Source organism: Thermococcus henrietii (assembly GCF_900198835.1).
GTDB lineage: Archaea > Methanobacteriota_B > Thermococci > Thermococcales > Thermococcaceae > Thermococcus > Thermococcus henrietii.
Map to the genome: position 1 here is coordinate 231052 of NZ_LT900021.1, position 15198 is coordinate 246249.

Here is a 15198-nt window from a genome sequence, read left to right on the forward strand (position 1 = left end):
TCAACCACCGCTCACAGGGGGGAATATCGCAACTATATCCCCGTCCCTCAGAACCTCGTCGAAGCGGACGTACCTTCCGTTCCGCGAGACGTTGACGTCGGCCAGGTCGTCGTCCTCGGCGAAGACCTCGTTCTTGAGAATCGGGTGCCTCTCCTTGAGGATTTCTATTAGTTCTCTCACCGTTATCCCGTCTGGGACTTCGAGTTCCTCCTCGCTCTTTCCAACGAGGGAGCGGTAGCGGGCGAAGTAGCGAACGGTAACCTTCATTTCGACCACCTGAGAAAGTTGGAGGGGAAGTTAAAAAGGGTTGCTGGAATCGAGTTAAGTAATTTCACAAGTTGTCGAACCATCGTATGGAATGGCCGAATCCATGCACGTCATGTTAGCAATCACGCTGCCCGTCGGCTTAACCTCCACCGTCACAGTGCTCTTCTCGACTTCCCCAGAGATGTTATCTATTTGGTTAATATTGCATAAATCCCCCAGCCTACGGAGATGCTCCACAATGCCCCAAGAGAAAGGGCGAGAGCTATATTATCCGTCACAACCCACAGTGGAAGAAAATACAGTGGAAAGCTAACTGCGATGGCTATTATGGTCTTCTCTTTAGGAAATAACTTTTTCTTCCAGTACACGATCAGGAATCCAACAATATAAGCGGTAATTGTGAATTGTGGAATTAAATACTTTGCGGAATAAAATGTTATTAATATTAAAATAAAAAACAAAAAAACAGGGATAACAATTCTGTACCTAGCCACAGACATCACCTCCAGCCGTATGCGCGCCTAATAAAATCAGCAATGACTGGGGCTAATTCTGAAAGTCCTTTAATCATCTCGCCCATTCTGATAAGCTTTACTGAGATGACAATGACTTTGACTTCTCCTCCAATTAGCACGAGATTCGTTCCAACATCTATTGCCACGTCACTGTTATCCTGTCTTATGTGTATTAGGCCTGTGCCTGTGAATATGATATCGTTTCCATCCTGTGGTGAGATTATGTATTTCAAGTACATAGTCACATAAGCTCCAAACAAGTCTTTTTCAAGAGTCGTGAGTCCCGTATGCGCGGTATTCTTGAATGTTATCGAGATAGTTTCAGAACTCTTGATTACAGTGGGATACTCAACTACCCACGAGGAACTGAGAGACTGTGTAAAGTCTGAGTTATCAGTACGCCATTCCTTAACACTCACAGAATTCAGATAAATAGTCTTTTGCGTGGGATTATAAATAAACGCCCTGCACACTACTGTAGCCTTGTACTCTATACCGTTCCAGTTGAATTCAGGATTATCACACTCGAACCCCACTTGCTCAAGTTTTGTCCCGTTCGTCGGCTCCACCCCCACTGTCACAGTGCTCTTTTCTTCCTCTCCCGGAATGCTCGCAGTCAAAGTATAAGTGTGCTTCCCAACCCCATAAACCTTCAAACTAAAGGCATCAACCGAGTAATTACCCGCACCCTTAGGAACAAACCTGTTGAACTCCTTAACCACAGCACCCTCCCCATCAGTAACCTTAAAGTGAATGTTCAGCCCATCACTCGCGAAATTCCACGCCTTTACCGTGAAATACACCGTCCCACCACCCTTGAGCTCCGTCGGGGTTACTTCAAGCTTCACCGCAAACTCATGGGAGAGACCATAACACCGAACGCACTTGTTAACAGCACGGGGAAAGGCATTGTCCCATTCCCAAGTATCCACCATTTTTCACTGTGTAAACCTACCCATTTAACATCACCTCAGAACCCAAATACAAGTTCTGTCTAAACCCATTCGGGGAGATTCTGCCGATGTAGAGAGAAAGGAGGAGAATGCCCGTGAAGACGGCAAGAGTTATGATACCCACATGACTCACCTCACGTTATCCTCAGCTCTCTGGTTAATTCGGGCAGGTCGAACTTGAGCCAGAGCGCAAACAGCACCAGATAAACAGCAACAAAGGGAATCAGCCACTTTTGGAGACCAAGCTCCTCAAGCAGGGCACCGAGAGACAGGAAAACAAAAGGAGCTTTGGCGTAGTAAAATGCCTTTCTGCTTCCTCTGTAGGCAATGACAATGAAAACGTACAGGGGCCAGTAACCCATTACAAGCGAAAGGCACCAGCCGGCGCCGGCCTTCCTGAACAGGAACACGATTAACACAATCAGCAGACCCCCAAGAATAACGTCACCAACACTACTCTCGTCCTCTGAAGGTTTCAGCGGCGGACGTTCGTACTCCATGTAGAACAGGTAGGCTGGGAGGAATGCCAGAAGTGAGCCGTACACAAGAGTGCCAGTAAGGTCCTTGGTGTGATGAAGAAACGATGCAAAGATAGATGAGAACACCAGAAGTGAAAGGGCAGTCTGGTAGAATCTACACCTTCTGGTAGCAATAACTCCCCCCACCAGAGAAATGTAGAGCGTAAAGATTACTGGCAAGTTGGAAGTCATTCTGTCGCACCCCGATACTTTTGCTCTCGTTAGGCACCGAAACCCGAGTTCGTTGATGTTAAACTCGATGGAGAGGTATAAATACGTTTTCCTTTAAAATCTTGATTATTAAACAGGAGGGTTAGAAAAAAATAGAAGGACAGCGGGACATCATGTTATCCTCGGCTCCCTGATTAGTCCTGGCAGCTCAAACTTAACCCACAGCAGGGTTACAACGTAATGGAAGACAACAAATGGGACAACCCATCTCTGAAAACCGAACTGCTCCAATAGGGCAAGAGGGGCAAGCAGCGGTAGGGGAGCTTAAGTAGAGTAATACTTCCGATAGATGGCCTCGGATATCCCCTTGGACTCAAAATAGGAGAGAAACGCCAGATAAACACCTAAATACCCTATCAGGACTGACGCTATTATCCCTGCCCTATAAAACAGCACAATGGCCATTAATGTGACCAATAGAGGCAACATAACGTCCTGAGATTTAATATCTCCCTCCCGCAAACCGGTGTATTCAGCATCAAAGAATACCACAGTTATAGATGTAAAAACAGCCAGCACAAAGGCACTCAAAAGGGGATTAGCATCATTACGGGAGAACCCTGCCAAAAGAGAAACAAATATCTCTCCAAAAATCAAAATGGTCAGGGTCCTGTGTATTGACCTGTTTATCTTCAGATTGACCAGTGAAATGAAAAGAAAGATGAAAAGCAGGTAAATCCAAACCATGCCTATCACCGTCCTCTGGACCCTTCCAATGCCCTAAGGAATGGTATTATAAATGTCTCAATGGCTTTTTTGAGAGCCTCACGCTTTATACCTTGATTCACGAGTACCATCACACCATACCATTCTCTTCCTAGAAAACCCCAATATGCAGTATCAAGTGTTACAGCCCCGTACACTGTATTGCTTGTCTTCACCACCATTGGCTCTTATTCCGCTCTTCATTTTTCCTCCAGCTCCCACTCATAAATCGTCCCTCCCACCGCGATGAACGTGGCCGCGTACGTGAAGCCCAGCAGGGAGGGAATCGCAATACACAAGAGCGCCCCCGCTGTAATAAAAACGGCAGGTAAAAAGTGGATTGTGGCCTTGATTTGGTCCTCCGCTACTGCAAGAACCACCGGAATTGACATCCACACGGCAACGCTTATGAAAAACTGCGTGCTCGTTTTTGAAAGTGCGATTCCCGCAAATACGGCAGTGATCCCGGTCAAGAAGAATAAAACGTACCAGACTCTCTCTTCAACTGGTACGTTCTTCCCGTTGAGGACTTCCCGGACGAAATAGTAGTAATAGGTGACCCAAAACGCCCCCGGGATTAAGTACAGCAGTGCCTCTCTCATGCTACCCATTTGGAGTCCCCGGTAAAGGGGATAAAGAGAGAGGAGGGCCGTGAAAATTCTAAAAGCCCCTAAAAACCTGGAGAGTTTAGACGTTCCCATCTTCCTCATCCTCCCACTATAGAGTAATTGTCATGTTTCTTTTATGTTTTCATTACCCACCGTTAGTTTGTACCACCACCAGAGCACCAGGGAGTAGGGGAGCACGTACAGAGACCGCGTTAGTGCCCAGAAATGGGCTTTCCAAAGTAATAGTTCGCCAGCTCATCGTTTATTGTGGTAGTCACGGTCAAATCCCCCTGTATATAGATTTGGGGAGCGATCTAGCAGCTTATTTATAATCATTCACTACACTACCCTTGTGTCTGTTGGTCAACTGCAGAAGGTTCATAGCACCGTAGATGGTAAAAAGAGAGTATGATAATGCAACAAGGGGATACGTATATAGGAGTATCCATGAAAGTATCACTAATGTTGAGTAATATGCTAAGATTATGCTTTTGCTGAATTTCTTCTGGAGTACATACACCAGCACCTCTCCTATTCCGGACAAGAGTATGGCCTTGAAAAGGAAGTCAAACAAGCCTGAAGCATGAAGTGCCACAATGAAAATTATCAACGATAAAAGCGGATAGCTCAGAAGCTTATCAACTTTATACCATTTAGGGGTTTTATCTGAAGACGCTACAAGGATAGCTCCTACCGTCCACAACGATACTCCCATGAAAGTGTAGCCCCACCATTGAGAGTCGTTGACTTTGACCTGATAAACTGAATAAAGGAGTATCAAAATATTAAGGAGAAGGAAGAGTTTAAAGATCCTTGAAGGATTTACCATGTCATTAACCTCCTATCACGTTGTTGTTATCCCCATCCGAAGGCGTCGGTGCCCTAAGCCAATTTATAAAATCTCTAGCAGTCAGGAACCACGAAACGAGGTTTAGAATTGGGGTAACCTTGCATGCTACCTTTCCCAATGGTCCACTCGCTACAGTTTCCAGCTGTCCTGCATGCTCGGCTACCTTTTGAAGTATTGAATTTGCTATACCTGTAACCTTTACTGCCGTCTCAATCTTCTCCCCTGTTGATGGGGAAGTGTCTGTTATTTCGACAATATCACCGGCAACAATGTTGTTACTGAACACCGCTTTAATGTAGTATGCGTATCCAACAAACCTGTCTTTGTAGGAACCATCAGACAGCCACGGTCTCTCTCCAAAGTAATAATTCGCCAGCGCGTCGTTTATTGTGATCGTTATTGTCAGGTCATCCTGCATGTTCGTCGGGCTCAGCGTCACCGTCTGCCCGCTAACCGTAACACTGCTCGGACCGTTGGGCCACACTTTCTTACCCCAAAACCCAAAGGGGAAACAAAGAGAGAGACAACGCCAAAAGCCGGCCCTACTCATCTTGGCCCACATGGTATCATCCCCCATTCACCGAATTACCCTTTGTTATGTGACAGTGCCTTTAGTCCCTTTGAAATACATAAAATCCAGCTACTGAATACACAATCTGTTGAAACAGGATTAACATCACTCCCATTGATGTGTTTGGAGAGGATAAGGGATGATTTGATATCTTAATCAGATTGAGGTTCAAAACAGAGACAACCCCCACAACCGCGGAAAGAGCATTAAAACCTGCAATCTCATATACTAAACCCCGCTTGGATAGCAATACCATTAACGGAAGCTCTCCCATAGCCAGCGCTAAAAGTTTCTCATTGTCGGTAAGTACTGCCAATAACAAGATAGCCAAGAAATACAAAAAGACACGGTAGTATCGCCTATTTTTATCTTCCCCTAAGGATAGCAAGAGTCCAACGGCCATTGCCAAATACGCCAAATAGGCTATATATAACGGTCCTCCCAGAGTAACACCACCCCTAATTACTGCCAAATAAATTCCCATAGATGGTACCAAGGAGTATAACAGAAGATACTCCCTACCTGCCATTCCCCCAAAAAGTGTTAAAACAACAGTAATCACGACAAGGTTAACTAAGGCCGCCGATACCTCCACTGCAAGTGCCATGTCTCGGGGGTAGGTTAACATGATAAAAAATGTAAAGAAACACCAAGAGAGCATGCCAATGGCGAGGAGTTTAAGATTATCCCTGCCCATTTTTCACCCTCCTACCACCGCGTTGTTGTCCCCATCCCCGGAAATGCCGGTGACACCTTCATAGAGGGCATATATTTTCCACGAGAGTGAAACAATGGCCCAAGTAGTTGCGGTTCCTATTGCCCATCCTGCAACAGCCCCCTTTAACGTCACTTCAGGATTTTTTGTAATAACCGCTGAAATGACCCCACCAAGGATGCCACCCACAATTCCCCCAGCTTCAACAATCAACGGTGCATTTTGGTTTTCAGATGTATCCTTGATAGTTAATATATCGCTAACAACAACGCCGTTGTCGAAGTGGACTGTTATCATGTAAGATTTATGCTCTGCAAATTTGTAAGCAAAGTGGTCATTTCCCCAGAAGTCCTGAGCGAGCTTCCGCAGGTCAATCTTCACATCAATTTCCTTGTCATCGTGAGGGGGTAAGGTTATCTTTATTGGCTTGACTTCTATTCCCCTCTGATAACTTTTTGCCCAAGCGTTATGGACAGTTCCAAAGTCCACCGATGAAACGGAGACAGAGATACTTCTCTTCCCAGTGTTTAGTAGCGTAATTTTACAAGTTGTCGAACCATCGTATGGAATAGCCGAATCCATGCACGTCATGTTAGCAATCACGCTGCCCGTCGGCTTAACCTCCACCGTCACGGTGCTCCTCTCCGACATTCTTCAGCTTGCCGTCGTAGTTATCCCAAGCGTTGCCTGTAAGTTTATTTCCTTCTTAGGGTATTCCTCACCTCCCCAAACATTAGATACACTCCGAATATCAGTAGTACTGAGGCACTCACCTCAATCCAATTGGAAGTGGAAACACCTTCTATGAATGGGTTTAAGGAAAAGAATCCTAAAAGAAGGACTCCAAAGTATCTCAGCCTCGAATCTGCGTTCTGAGCAACCGGACCTCTGCTTAGGCCGTAACGGACTAACAGCATAAAACCATGGAGAACCAAGAGAACCACTAACAGCAGGATCGCCCCAACGGTTCCAATGAAGAAAACACTGACAAGTATTACTGCCAGATTAGCCAAGAGAAGAATTTTAGCTGGAGTGGGAAGGCCTCCGGCGTTCTTGCAACGTATCATCCACAATATGACAACCCAAACGTAAAGCACTGAAAGGCTCACACTGGCGAGAGTTAGCGCTACTTTTATCTCAGTAGAAACATAGAGGAGAAAAAGGGAAATAAGGTAAATGACTATGCCCACCCATTTCATTTTCTATCACTCCTTTATTTCCACACGATGGCGGTTTCTGTACCTGAAAACAACAGGTAACCACCACAGAGGACGCAGATCATGATCACAGCGGCCAATGGCCACATACCGGTGTCATGATTAACGAGGATAATGAAGAATGAAAACGCCACTCCTCCAAGCAGGGCTTTGTAATACCTGAGTGCCCGGAGGATACTTGAAGCATTAGTTCTGGACGCCATACATCCCAATAAAAGGCCCGGAATGCTGAGAGACAGAATCGTGTACAATTGGGGTGTCACAAATCCAAGACCGTAAACTGCACAACCGGCCACAAAGAGGGCACCCGTTAAAGCCAAGAAAGCATGCCACACCATCGAGAACACCTTGGCAGCTTCAGAGTTCAACTTAGACAGTGCAAACGACCAGCCAAGGAACACTGAGAGAAGGAATTCCGAAATCAACAGGAAGTACCTAAACCCAAGCACCGTCCACACAGTAAAAAGGGAAAATGCAAGGAAAAGAACTCCAAGGCACGTTTTGAACCTTCCGCCTTTCATTATCATGACCTCCTAGCACTAAACCCCCTTCAAGGTATCCCAAATATGTTATGTAGCACATAGCCTCCAATGAAGTTTGTGAAAAGACCTACTACTGCTCCTGCTGTAGCACCGGCCACCGTTCCAGCACCGGGGAGAATAAGAGTCCCGATAGTGGCCCCTACAGCTATGTCTACACCCACGTTAGCAACCAGATCCGTGGCTATATCCTCCGTCACTTTACCCCCGTCCACGACTATCGTGACGTCAGCGTACGCCGTGTAATCAAGGTACCATTCCCTTCCATGCGAATCTATCACTGTTGGCTTTCCATCGACGAGAATCGTGAAGTTTGCTTGGACGGGAACTGTGACACCATCCAACTCCAAAAGTTTGATTCCCTTGCCCAAGACACCGCTTGTAGAAAGCGTGTCGTGGAACTCTAGCCTTATTACCCCTGTTCTCTTCGACGGGACTTCCTTAGTAAGCACCTCCTCAGTGAATTCAGGAGTAATCTCCTTAGTATAGTGGTTTTTCAGTATGTATGCATCCATATCAACGCGGGTAACCTTCCAGCCAACGTCGGTGGGGTTCGTGAAGTACACCTCACACGTCATGTCCAGCACCAGATTCCCCTTCTTTGCAGATAATACCATGTTGCTACAATCCATAGACGCCTTTTGAACCTTAGGAGGCTCCACCTCCACCGTCGCGGTGCTTTTCTCGACTTCCCCGGAGATGCTCGCAGTCAAAGTATAAGTGTGCTTCCCAACCCCATAAACCTTCAAGCTGAAGACATTAACCGAGTAATTACCAGCACCCTTGGGAACGAACCTGTTGAACTCTTTAATCACCGCCCCATCACCGTCAGTAACCTTAAAGTGAACGTTCAGCCCATCACTCGCGAAATTCCACGCCTTTACCGTGAAATACACCGTCCCACCGCCCTTAAGCTCCGTCGGGGTTGCTTCAAGCTTCACCGCAAACTCATGGGAGGGACCAAGAACATCCACATCTCCCGTCCGCGAGTCCTCGAGGATGCTGTTCCCGTTGTTGGAGGTGTGGGCCTGGACGTTCCAAGCGTAATCCCCAGCACTGGACGGAACCCACGTGAACGTCACGGTGACGGTTCCGCCGGAGGGGACGCCGACGGTCCTGTATTTCCTCCAGGAGCTGCCGACGGAGATTGACACGTCCACGTTCTTCTTCTCCTTGTAGTTGTTCTTGAGCTTGACCGTGAACTTAACGGGCTTCCCCACCTTGGCAGGATTCGGAGAGACCGACACGCCAAGGATTTTAACGCTGTCCCCTGAAACGGGCGTTGCCCTGACGTCGAGAGTTCCCTGGGAGGTCTTGGAGTACTGGCCGAAGTAGAGGGTTCCCGAGTATCCGAAGCTTCCGGTACTGCTGAACGTGTTGGAGAACACGGTGATTGTTCTTCCGGAGTTGGGGCCGAGGGAGAGGGAACCGGTTACGGTCTTGGTAAAGCTGTTGCCCGGGGATGTTGGGCACTGAACGTACAGGCGGTAGTTGAAGGAAACCGGTTTGCTGTTCCCGTTGTACACGTAGATCTTGAACTTCACGTTGGTGCCGACGAGCACGGGCGAGGCCGGGTCCGTGAAAACGGAAAACGTCACCTTTGAGGGGTCGATGCTGGACTTAAGGTTGATGACCTTGTGGTAGTCCTCGGTTACGGTAACGTTCCTTATACCCGCACCTATGGCAGACGCGTTGAAGCCCTCCGTTGGGCGCGGGGTGGGCACCGACTTGCCGGTTACGGTGACCGTTCCGGCAACGGAGACAGTTGAAGCGCCGTTTCCGTATATTCTGGAGCTCACGATGCTTGACACCGTTTTAACTCCATCGTCCGGATGCACGTAGCCAACCGTGACCTGGTACGAGAGCCCGCTTCCGTGGAACTTCACCTTCACGTCGTTGACCACGTTGTTGACCGCCCTGAAGTGCACAACGACGCGGTAGGTGGCGTAGGTTCCGGTAACCTCAACGGGGATAACGTCCACTCCCTCAATTACTATGTACCCGTAGTTGCTGTCCACGTCCAAGGCAAACTTCTTCAGGAGGTCCTTACGGTCGTTGAAGCTCCCGCTGGGGGCCTTTAACGAACCGGATCCTTTCGAGGAGGTACCGGTCCACAAGCACTTTCCACCGACACAGGGATGAGGCGGGTTGGGATTGGGATTCGGATTAATACTAGTCTCGTCATGGTAATACACCACAAGCGCATCCTTGAGCTCCGCGACCTTCTGGTTCAAAAGCCCCTTGAGCTCTGGATTTCTGTTCCCCATGCTCATGGTCTCGACGAGGACGTAGACCTGGCGGGTAAGGTTGTAGGCCTTCAATGCAGAGGGCCAGTAGCATGAGTATCCAAAAAGAGAATCTCCAACCCTATGAACATTTTGTACTACAACGCCACCACCACTGACAAAAGTAGTACCTGAAGAGTATAGTGAAGGCATCAATATACTGTGTATGTATCTGATGATATTCTTAAGGCTAGAGTTCATCCCCGAAACGTTGTCCTTAAGGTATGCGGTGTAGAATGACACCCAATCCCTGGAGATTCCGGGAAGGAGTTTCTTGGGATAGCTACCGTACGCCTTTAAAGCCTGTTCCCTTGTTTCCTTTGGGTGCGCCCACTTCCATCTCTCGAGAGCCCAGCTCTCGTAGGAGGCGTACTTAAACCCGACCATCACGAACGCCCTAGAGAAGTTCGTGAGGAATGAACCCATGTCAAAGCCAGTAGTTATGTTGTCCGCGTTCTTAGCTATGTACTCCTGAAGGGCTTTAATCTCTTCCTCGGTCCAGCCCTGAGACTTGAGCTCCTTGACGGTTTCGGGTGGAAGGCCGTTCTTCTTTATGTCCTCGGCCATCTTCCTGAGTTCCTCGGCGGAGTACTTGAGCTTTACCCCTGCCTTCTTGAGCTCCCCGAGGGCCAACCATATCTGCGCCGAGATGTTCGCGGCATTTTCCTCCCCAGCCCGGGAGTTGTCGATGAGCTCCCTTGCAGCGGTTGCGTTGATGTGCCCGGCGTTTGCGCTCTCGTTCACAACGCCAACGAGGTACGCTTCGCGGTACAGAACGTTCCAGAACTGGGCGTAGGCGTCGTTCTCCGAGACCGGGACTCCCGAGGCTATTCCCCCGGCGGCTGCACTACTGAAAACAACTCCAAGCATCAAACTTACAAGCAGTACTGCCACAACACGACGCACGTGGAACCACCACATCGAATGTGGTGTTAAAGGATAAAAACATTTTCTATATAGATTTTGCAAACTACTTGAAGTAGTGTACAAAAACCGGAGGGTTGGAGGGCTACCACGGCACGCTCTTCCAGCCCATTCTATAGGCGAAGTAGTTGGCCCCCCAGTGGATGAATGGCGAAACGACGAGGAGGAATATAATCTGCCCGCTGGATAGGGTCTTGACCGGATAAGCAAATGCCAGGGCGCTTATGAGAAAGCCAAGCTGGTCGAGGCCTATTGCTGGAGCCCCGCGCGGAAGGTTCGCGCGCCTCTTGAAGAAGCTACCCACGAGGTCACCGACGAGCGCACCGAAGGAGAGCAGGAAGGCCAGCTTAACAGCAGTTACAAGAGAGCCGTAGAAGTCAGGTGTTATGAAGTACTGAATTACCCCGACGAGCGTTCCAATCGCAACACCGCCTATGAAGCCCCGCCAGGTCTTTCCGTCGCCGAGAAGCCTTCTCCCATCCCTCCACTTCCGCCCCCCGTCTATGGGTCTCCCTCCCCCAACGAGGACCGGGGAGGCGTTGGCAAAGTAAGCCGGAAGTATGTACCAGAACGCCCAAAATATGGACTCCAGCCCCATTCTACCACCAAGGAAATAAGCCGGGAACCTTTTATAAGGGTTGAGGGGGTAGAGCCAGAAAAGGTGGTTGCCATGATAAGGAAGCTCGTTGCAATAGTGCTCCTGGCGTTACTCCTCTGGGGGGCTTACGTTACATACGCATTCCTGAGCTCACCCCCGAAGTTCAAAGCCCATTGGGGCAACGTAACCAAGACCACGACGGAGCTCATTATCACTGGCGAGTGGAGCAAACCCGTCATCCTTCCGGTCTCAATGAACAACGTAACCCTGAAGTTTATGGGCATTGAACTCGGGGGGACCAAAAACGTGTCCATATCATCCAAAAACAGTACGGTGGTCCTGAGTCTTGACAACAGGAACCTGGTGCGAGCTCTGTTCAAGTACCTTGACAGCGGGCAGAATGGAACGGCGCTGATTTCCTTCAGCGGCAGGTTTCTGAAGGTCATCCCGTTCAGGTTCACGGTGAAGAGGAAGATAACGTTAAACGTACTCGAGGGGCTCAACTTCACCTCAAAGAGCAGGCCAATCCTCGGGGGTCTCGTGTACACGCCGGCGTTGCTGGGCACGAAAGTCAGCTGGGGGGGAGAGAAGGGAAACGAGGGCATACTAATCGTGGACATGGACTTCTACAACCCCAACTCGTTCCCGATTCCGGTTGCGAACCTCACATTCGACCTGTACGCTGACGGAATCAAGGTCGGAAAGGGCTACCTTCCAAAGGCCACTGTGATTCCCGCCAACGGATACGCAACCGTCAGGGCAGTGATAGAGCTCGACGAGACCGTACTGCCGGAGGTCTGGGCCCTCCACGTAGAGAACGGCGAGGAAAGCACCGTGCGCGTGGAGTTAAACCTCTCAGTAAACGTTCTTGGAAAAGCAATCCAAATACCCCTTCAGACTGAGGAGAAAGTCGTGAGGACCGACATAATCGGGGAGATAAACAGAGCCTTATCTCAACTAACGAGGGGATGAGCTTTTAAGGCTATGTTCTCCCTTCCCCTTTACGGTGAGGGATATGAACATCAAGGAAATCCACGAATTCCTGAACAGGATGTGGGACGACATATTCACGCTCAACGAGGAGCTAAAGGGAGAGCTTCCGGGGAAGGGCTTCAAGGTCGAGGACGTCGAGGAGGTTTTCGGGGCCTACATATTCCTCGACGGCGAGTGGGTCAGGATGGACTACCCGCATCCGGCCTTCGAGGTAAAGCCCCAGATTGAGGTAGGTGCGACGCCTGAGAGCTACTACTTCGTCGTTGCCGTTCCAAAGGAGAGGATAAGCGAGGGCTTTTTGAGCCTGTTCCTTGAACTATTCCCGAGGAGCTTCATCTACGGGAGCGAGAACTTCCTGAGCGACGTCTACAACTGGAGGCGCGACGGAAGGGTCTCGCCAAGGGAAGTCCTTGAGAGGATTGAGGAAAGCGAGGAGAAGGTCTTCCAGTTCGAGGCGAACTTCGGGAGCGTCGAGGCGCTCAAAAAAGGCCTTGAGAGGCTGATTGACGTTGGAAGGGAGTGGGAAATCTTTGACCTTTGAGGCCTTTCCGGCGGAGCTTCAAGAGTATTACCGTAAGCTCTTCGGTAGAGAGGCAGAGGAGATAATGGCATCGCTCAGAACGCCGGTCGAGAAGTACTACATTCGAGTGAACACCCTCAAGACGAGCAGGGACAAGCTGATGCGAATCCTCAGACGGGAGGGACTGAAGCCGAAGAGGAGCCCCTACCTCAAGGAGGGCATCTACTTCGAGCGAGAAGGCCCCAACTTTCCAGACGACTACGAGCCCGGGCTGAAAGTCGTCAGAGCCAACAAGTTCGCGAGCGAGAGCGTCTACCAGGGGGCGAACCTCTACGCTCCCGGCGTCCTTCAGGCGGACAAGAGCATAAAACCCGGCGACGAGGTCGAGATTAGGGACCCGAGGGGACTTCTCGTCGGAATTGGAGTGGCAAGAATGAGCGCCAAGGGGATGATAGTTTCGACGAGGGGTTTGGCCGTTGAGGTTACAACCCCAAAGTTCAAACTTCCCAGTTTGAGCGAGCTGGAGAGCTTTAAGGAGGGCCTCTTCTACGCCCAGAGTTTGCCGTCCATGGTGGTCGCTCACGTCCTCGAGCCGAGCGAGGAGGAACTGATAATCGACATGGCGGCCGCTCCGGGAGGAAAGACGAGCCACATAGCCCAGCTCCTTCAGAACAGGGGTGAAATCATTGCGATTGACAAGTCGAGGAACAGGCTTAGGAAGATGGAGGAGGAACTTAAAAGGCTCGGCGTCAAGAACGTGAGGCTTGTGAGAATGGACGCGAGGAAGCTGCCGGAGCTCGGTCTTCAGGCCGACAAGATACTCCTCGACGCCCCGTGCACCGCCCTGGGAATAAGGCCGAAGCTCTGGGAGAGCAGGACGCCCAAGGACATAATCGCGACGGCCCGCTACCAGAGGGCCTTCATCTGGGCCGCGATAAAGTCCCTCCGCCCGGGTGGAGTTCTGGTTTACTCGACCTGCACGCTGAGCTACGAGGAAAACGAGGCCAACGTCAAGTTCATGCTGGAGAAAGGCTTAAAGCTGGAGGAGCAGGCCGTTTTCATAGGCTCCGAGGGGCTGGGACTCGAGAAGGTCCAGCGCTTCTATCCCAACAGGCACTTAACCCAGGGTTTCTTCATAGCAAGGCTCAGGAAGGTGTGAGCATGAAGAAGTACTCCCTCCTGGCCGTGGGAATAGCGATAATTGCGCTCCTCCTCTGGTGGGCCGGGATAAGGGACGTCATGGAAATTCTCACCAGGGCAAGGCTCGACTACTTCCTGCTCGCGGTTCTCATGTACGTCCTCGGGCTCCTGTCGTGGGGCCTGCGCTGGCGCGTTCTCCTCAACGCCCTTGGAGTGCGGGCGAGCTTCACGAAGATACTCCTGGCTTTGCTCGCTGGCATATTCGTCAACAACGTCACGCCGGGGGCGAGGGGCGGTGGAGAGCCCGTCAGGATGTACTTCCTGGCAAAGGAAACGGAGAAGCCCTACGGCCAGGTGTTCGCGACGGTTATGATGGACAGAATCCTTGACCTCATTCCGGTCGTTACAATGCTGGCCTTCTCAACGGCCTACGTCTACAGGCTCGGCTCGCTTTCGCTCACGGCAGTCCTTGTACTGCTTGACCTGGTCTTCGCGGGACTCATCCTCTTCACCCTCGGAATCCTGCTGAGCGAGAAGAAGACCAAAGGGGCCCTTTACTGGCTCTTCGGACTTTTCGAAAGACTCACACCGAGGAAAGCCGAGAAGTACCGCGACAAATTCCAGAGAGCCGTTGAAGTTGACGTACCAAGGTTTCAGAGCGATTTCCGATTCTTGATGGGGCACAAAGGCGTGTTCCTGCTCGCGCTGGTTTACTCAACGGCATCCTGGTTCTTCACGGTTCTGAGGACCTACTACTCCTTCAGGGCCATCAGCTACCCGGTTTCCCTCGTGGACGTTATGGTCGTCCAGATGGTCGGGATAGTGGTCGGAATGCTGAGCGTGATTCCCGGAGGGGCGGGCATAATCGAGACCGTGAACTCGGGAATCTACGTGCTCCTGGGGATAAACAAGGAGATAGCAGTCACCGCGACGCTCCTCGACAGGCTAATCTCCTACTGGATTCCAACAGCTCTCGGGGCCCTCGTGACGACGCACTTCGGGGCAAAGCTGAGGAGAAAAGGTTTAATTGGTAGGGGCCGTAGGTAAGG

The 15198-nt window shown here is 50.2% G+C and carries 19 protein-coding genes; 4 read left to right on the top strand and 15 right to left on the bottom strand.

Annotation, left to right across the window (positions count from 1 at the left end):
* The 15 genes from CS910_RS01355 to CS910_RS01420 all read right to left on the bottom strand — a co-directional run bounded on the left by CS910_RS01355 (window position 1) and on the right by CS910_RS01420 (window position 11496).
* Entirely contained in the window at window positions 1-267 is a 267-nt protein-coding gene (locus tag CS910_RS01355) for a ubiquitin-like small modifier protein 1 (protein WP_099209379.1), read from the bottom strand.
* A gap of 188 nt (window positions 268-455) precedes the next feature.
* On the bottom strand, window positions 456-761 hold the full coding sequence (locus CS910_RS01360) for a hypothetical protein (protein WP_099209380.1): 306 nt from the start codon (window positions 759-761) through the stop codon (window positions 456-458).
* 5 nt (window positions 762-766) lie between these two features.
* On the bottom strand, window positions 767-1630 hold the full coding sequence (locus tag CS910_RS01365; protein ID WP_145955319.1) for a hypothetical protein: 864 nt from the start codon (window positions 1628-1630) through the stop codon (window positions 767-769).
* A gap of 239 nt (window positions 1631-1869) precedes the next feature.
* Entirely contained in the window at window positions 1870-2445 is a 576-nt protein-coding gene (locus CS910_RS01370) for a hypothetical protein (protein WP_099209382.1), read from the bottom strand.
* A 303-nt stretch (window positions 2446-2748) separates the two neighbouring features.
* The gene (locus CS910_RS01375; protein ID WP_099209383.1) at window positions 2749-3171 is read right to left on the bottom strand and encodes a hypothetical protein; all 423 of its coding nucleotides are present in this window, start codon (window positions 3169-3171) and stop codon (window positions 2749-2751) included.
* 5 nt (window positions 3172-3176) lie between these two features.
* Window positions 3177-3365, bottom strand: a complete 189-nt coding sequence (locus tag CS910_RS11875; protein WP_158523792.1) for a hypothetical protein — start codon at window positions 3363-3365, stop codon at window positions 3177-3179.
* 24 nt (window positions 3366-3389) lie between these two features.
* The gene (locus CS910_RS01380) at window positions 3390-3899 is read right to left on the bottom strand and encodes a hypothetical protein (RefSeq protein ID WP_099209384.1); all 510 of its coding nucleotides are present in this window, start codon (window positions 3897-3899) and stop codon (window positions 3390-3392) included.
* Window positions 3900-4119: 220 nt separating this feature from the next.
* Window positions 4120-4578 carry a hypothetical protein gene (locus CS910_RS01385; RefSeq protein ID WP_145955321.1) on the bottom strand — a complete coding sequence of 153 codons (459 nt, stop codon included), beginning with the start codon at window positions 4576-4578 and terminating at the stop codon, window positions 4120-4122.
* 52 nt (window positions 4579-4630) lie between these two features.
* On the bottom strand, window positions 4631-5209 hold the full coding sequence (locus CS910_RS01390; RefSeq protein ID WP_145955322.1) for a hypothetical protein: 579 nt from the start codon (window positions 5207-5209) through the stop codon (window positions 4631-4633).
* A 49-nt stretch (window positions 5210-5258) separates the two neighbouring features.
* The gene (locus CS910_RS01395) at window positions 5259-5825 is read right to left on the bottom strand and encodes a hypothetical protein (protein WP_145955323.1); all 567 of its coding nucleotides are present in this window, start codon (window positions 5823-5825) and stop codon (window positions 5259-5261) included.
* A gap of 93 nt (window positions 5826-5918) precedes the next feature.
* The gene (locus CS910_RS01400; protein WP_099209388.1) at window positions 5919-6566 is read right to left on the bottom strand and encodes a hypothetical protein; all 648 of its coding nucleotides are present in this window, start codon (window positions 6564-6566) and stop codon (window positions 5919-5921) included.
* Between the two features lie 62 nt (window positions 6567-6628).
* The gene (locus CS910_RS01405; RefSeq protein WP_099209389.1) at window positions 6629-7132 is read right to left on the bottom strand and encodes a hypothetical protein; all 504 of its coding nucleotides are present in this window, start codon (window positions 7130-7132) and stop codon (window positions 6629-6631) included.
* A 14-nt stretch (window positions 7133-7146) separates the two neighbouring features.
* Window positions 7147-7677, bottom strand: coding sequence for a hypothetical protein (locus CS910_RS01410; RefSeq protein WP_145955324.1), 531 nt, complete (start codon window positions 7675-7677; stop codon window positions 7147-7149).
* Between the two features lie 23 nt (window positions 7678-7700).
* Window positions 7701-10895: a COG1470 family protein gene (locus CS910_RS01415; RefSeq protein WP_145955325.1), complete on the bottom strand. Its 3195-nt coding sequence runs from the start codon at window positions 10893-10895 to the stop codon at window positions 7701-7703.
* An 88-nt stretch (window positions 10896-10983) separates the two neighbouring features.
* Window positions 10984-11496, bottom strand: coding sequence for a CDP-2,3-bis-(O-geranylgeranyl)-sn-glycerol synthase (locus CS910_RS01420; RefSeq protein ID WP_099209392.1), 513 nt, complete (start codon window positions 11494-11496; stop codon window positions 10984-10986).
* 72 nt (window positions 11497-11568) lie between these two features.
* On the opposite strand from CS910_RS01420, the gene CS910_RS01425 reads away from it, so the two are divergent.
* Genes CS910_RS01425 through CS910_RS01440 form a run of 4 tightly spaced genes read left to right on the top strand, consistent with a single transcriptional unit; the run spans window position 11569 to window position 15196 of the window.
* A complete protein-coding gene (locus CS910_RS01425; RefSeq protein WP_099209393.1) occupies window positions 11569-12468 on the top strand; it encodes an LEA type 2 family protein in 900 nt (299 codons plus the stop codon).
* Window positions 12469-12511: 43 nt separating this feature from the next.
* Window positions 12512-13030: a DUF3201 domain-containing protein gene (locus tag CS910_RS01430; RefSeq protein WP_099209394.1), complete on the top strand. Its 519-nt coding sequence runs from the start codon at window positions 12512-12514 to the stop codon at window positions 13028-13030.
* On the top strand, window positions 13020-14168 hold the full coding sequence (locus CS910_RS01435) for an RsmB/NOP family class I SAM-dependent RNA methyltransferase (RefSeq protein WP_099209395.1): 1149 nt from the start codon (window positions 13020-13022) through the stop codon (window positions 14166-14168). Before CS910_RS01430 ends, CS910_RS01435 begins: the two co-directional genes overlap by 11 nt.
* 2 nt (window positions 14169-14170) lie before the next feature.
* Window positions 14171-15196, top strand: coding sequence for a flippase-like domain-containing protein (locus tag CS910_RS01440; protein WP_223211909.1), 1026 nt, complete (start codon window positions 14171-14173; stop codon window positions 15194-15196).
* Window positions 15197-15198 lie beyond the last annotated feature (2 nt).

What these genes read in the sequence shown, in the direction of transcription:
- CS910_RS01380 (WP_099209384.1), bottom strand. Translation starts at nt 3,899, where the DNA reads ATGAGGAAGATGGGAACGTCTAAACTCTCCAGGTTTTTAGGGGCTTTT.
- CS910_RS01440 (WP_223211909.1), top strand. Translation starts at nt 14,171, where the DNA reads ATGAAGAAGTACTCCCTCCTGGCCGTGGGAATAGCGATAATTGCGCTC.
- CS910_RS01430 (WP_099209394.1), top strand. Translation starts at nt 12,512, where the DNA reads ATGAACATCAAGGAAATCCACGAATTCCTGAACAGGATGTGGGACGAC.
- CS910_RS01410 (WP_145955324.1), bottom strand. Translation starts at nt 7,677, where the DNA reads ATGATAATGAAAGGCGGAAGGTTCAAAACGTGCCTTGGAGTTCTTTTC.
- CS910_RS01395 (WP_145955323.1), bottom strand. Translation starts at nt 5,825, where the DNA reads ATGGCACTTGCAGTGGAGGTATCGGCGGCCTTAGTTAACCTTGTCGTG.
- CS910_RS01370 (WP_099209382.1), bottom strand. Translation starts at nt 2,445, where the DNA reads ATGACTTCCAACTTGCCAGTAATCTTTACGCTCTACATTTCTCTGGTG.
- CS910_RS01405 (WP_099209389.1), bottom strand. Translation starts at nt 7,132, where the DNA reads ATGAAATGGGTGGGCATAGTCATTTACCTTATTTCCCTTTTTCTCCTC.
- CS910_RS01415 (WP_145955325.1), bottom strand. Translation starts at nt 10,895, where the DNA reads ATGTGGTGGTTCCACGTGCGTCGTGTTGTGGCAGTACTGCTTGTAAGT.
- CS910_RS01425 (WP_099209393.1), top strand. Translation starts at nt 11,569, where the DNA reads ATGATAAGGAAGCTCGTTGCAATAGTGCTCCTGGCGTTACTCCTCTGG.
- CS910_RS01375 (WP_099209383.1), bottom strand. Translation starts at nt 3,171, where the DNA reads ATGGTTTGGATTTACCTGCTTTTCATCTTTCTTTTCATTTCACTGGTC.
- CS910_RS01355 (WP_099209379.1), bottom strand. Translation starts at nt 267, where the DNA reads ATGAAGGTTACCGTTCGCTACTTCGCCCGCTACCGCTCCCTCGTTGGA.
- CS910_RS01390 (WP_145955322.1), bottom strand. Translation starts at nt 5,209, where the DNA reads ATGTGGGCCAAGATGAGTAGGGCCGGCTTTTGGCGTTGTCTCTCTCTT.
- CS910_RS01420 (WP_099209392.1), bottom strand. Translation starts at nt 11,496, where the DNA reads ATGGGGCTGGAGTCCATATTTTGGGCGTTCTGGTACATACTTCCGGCT.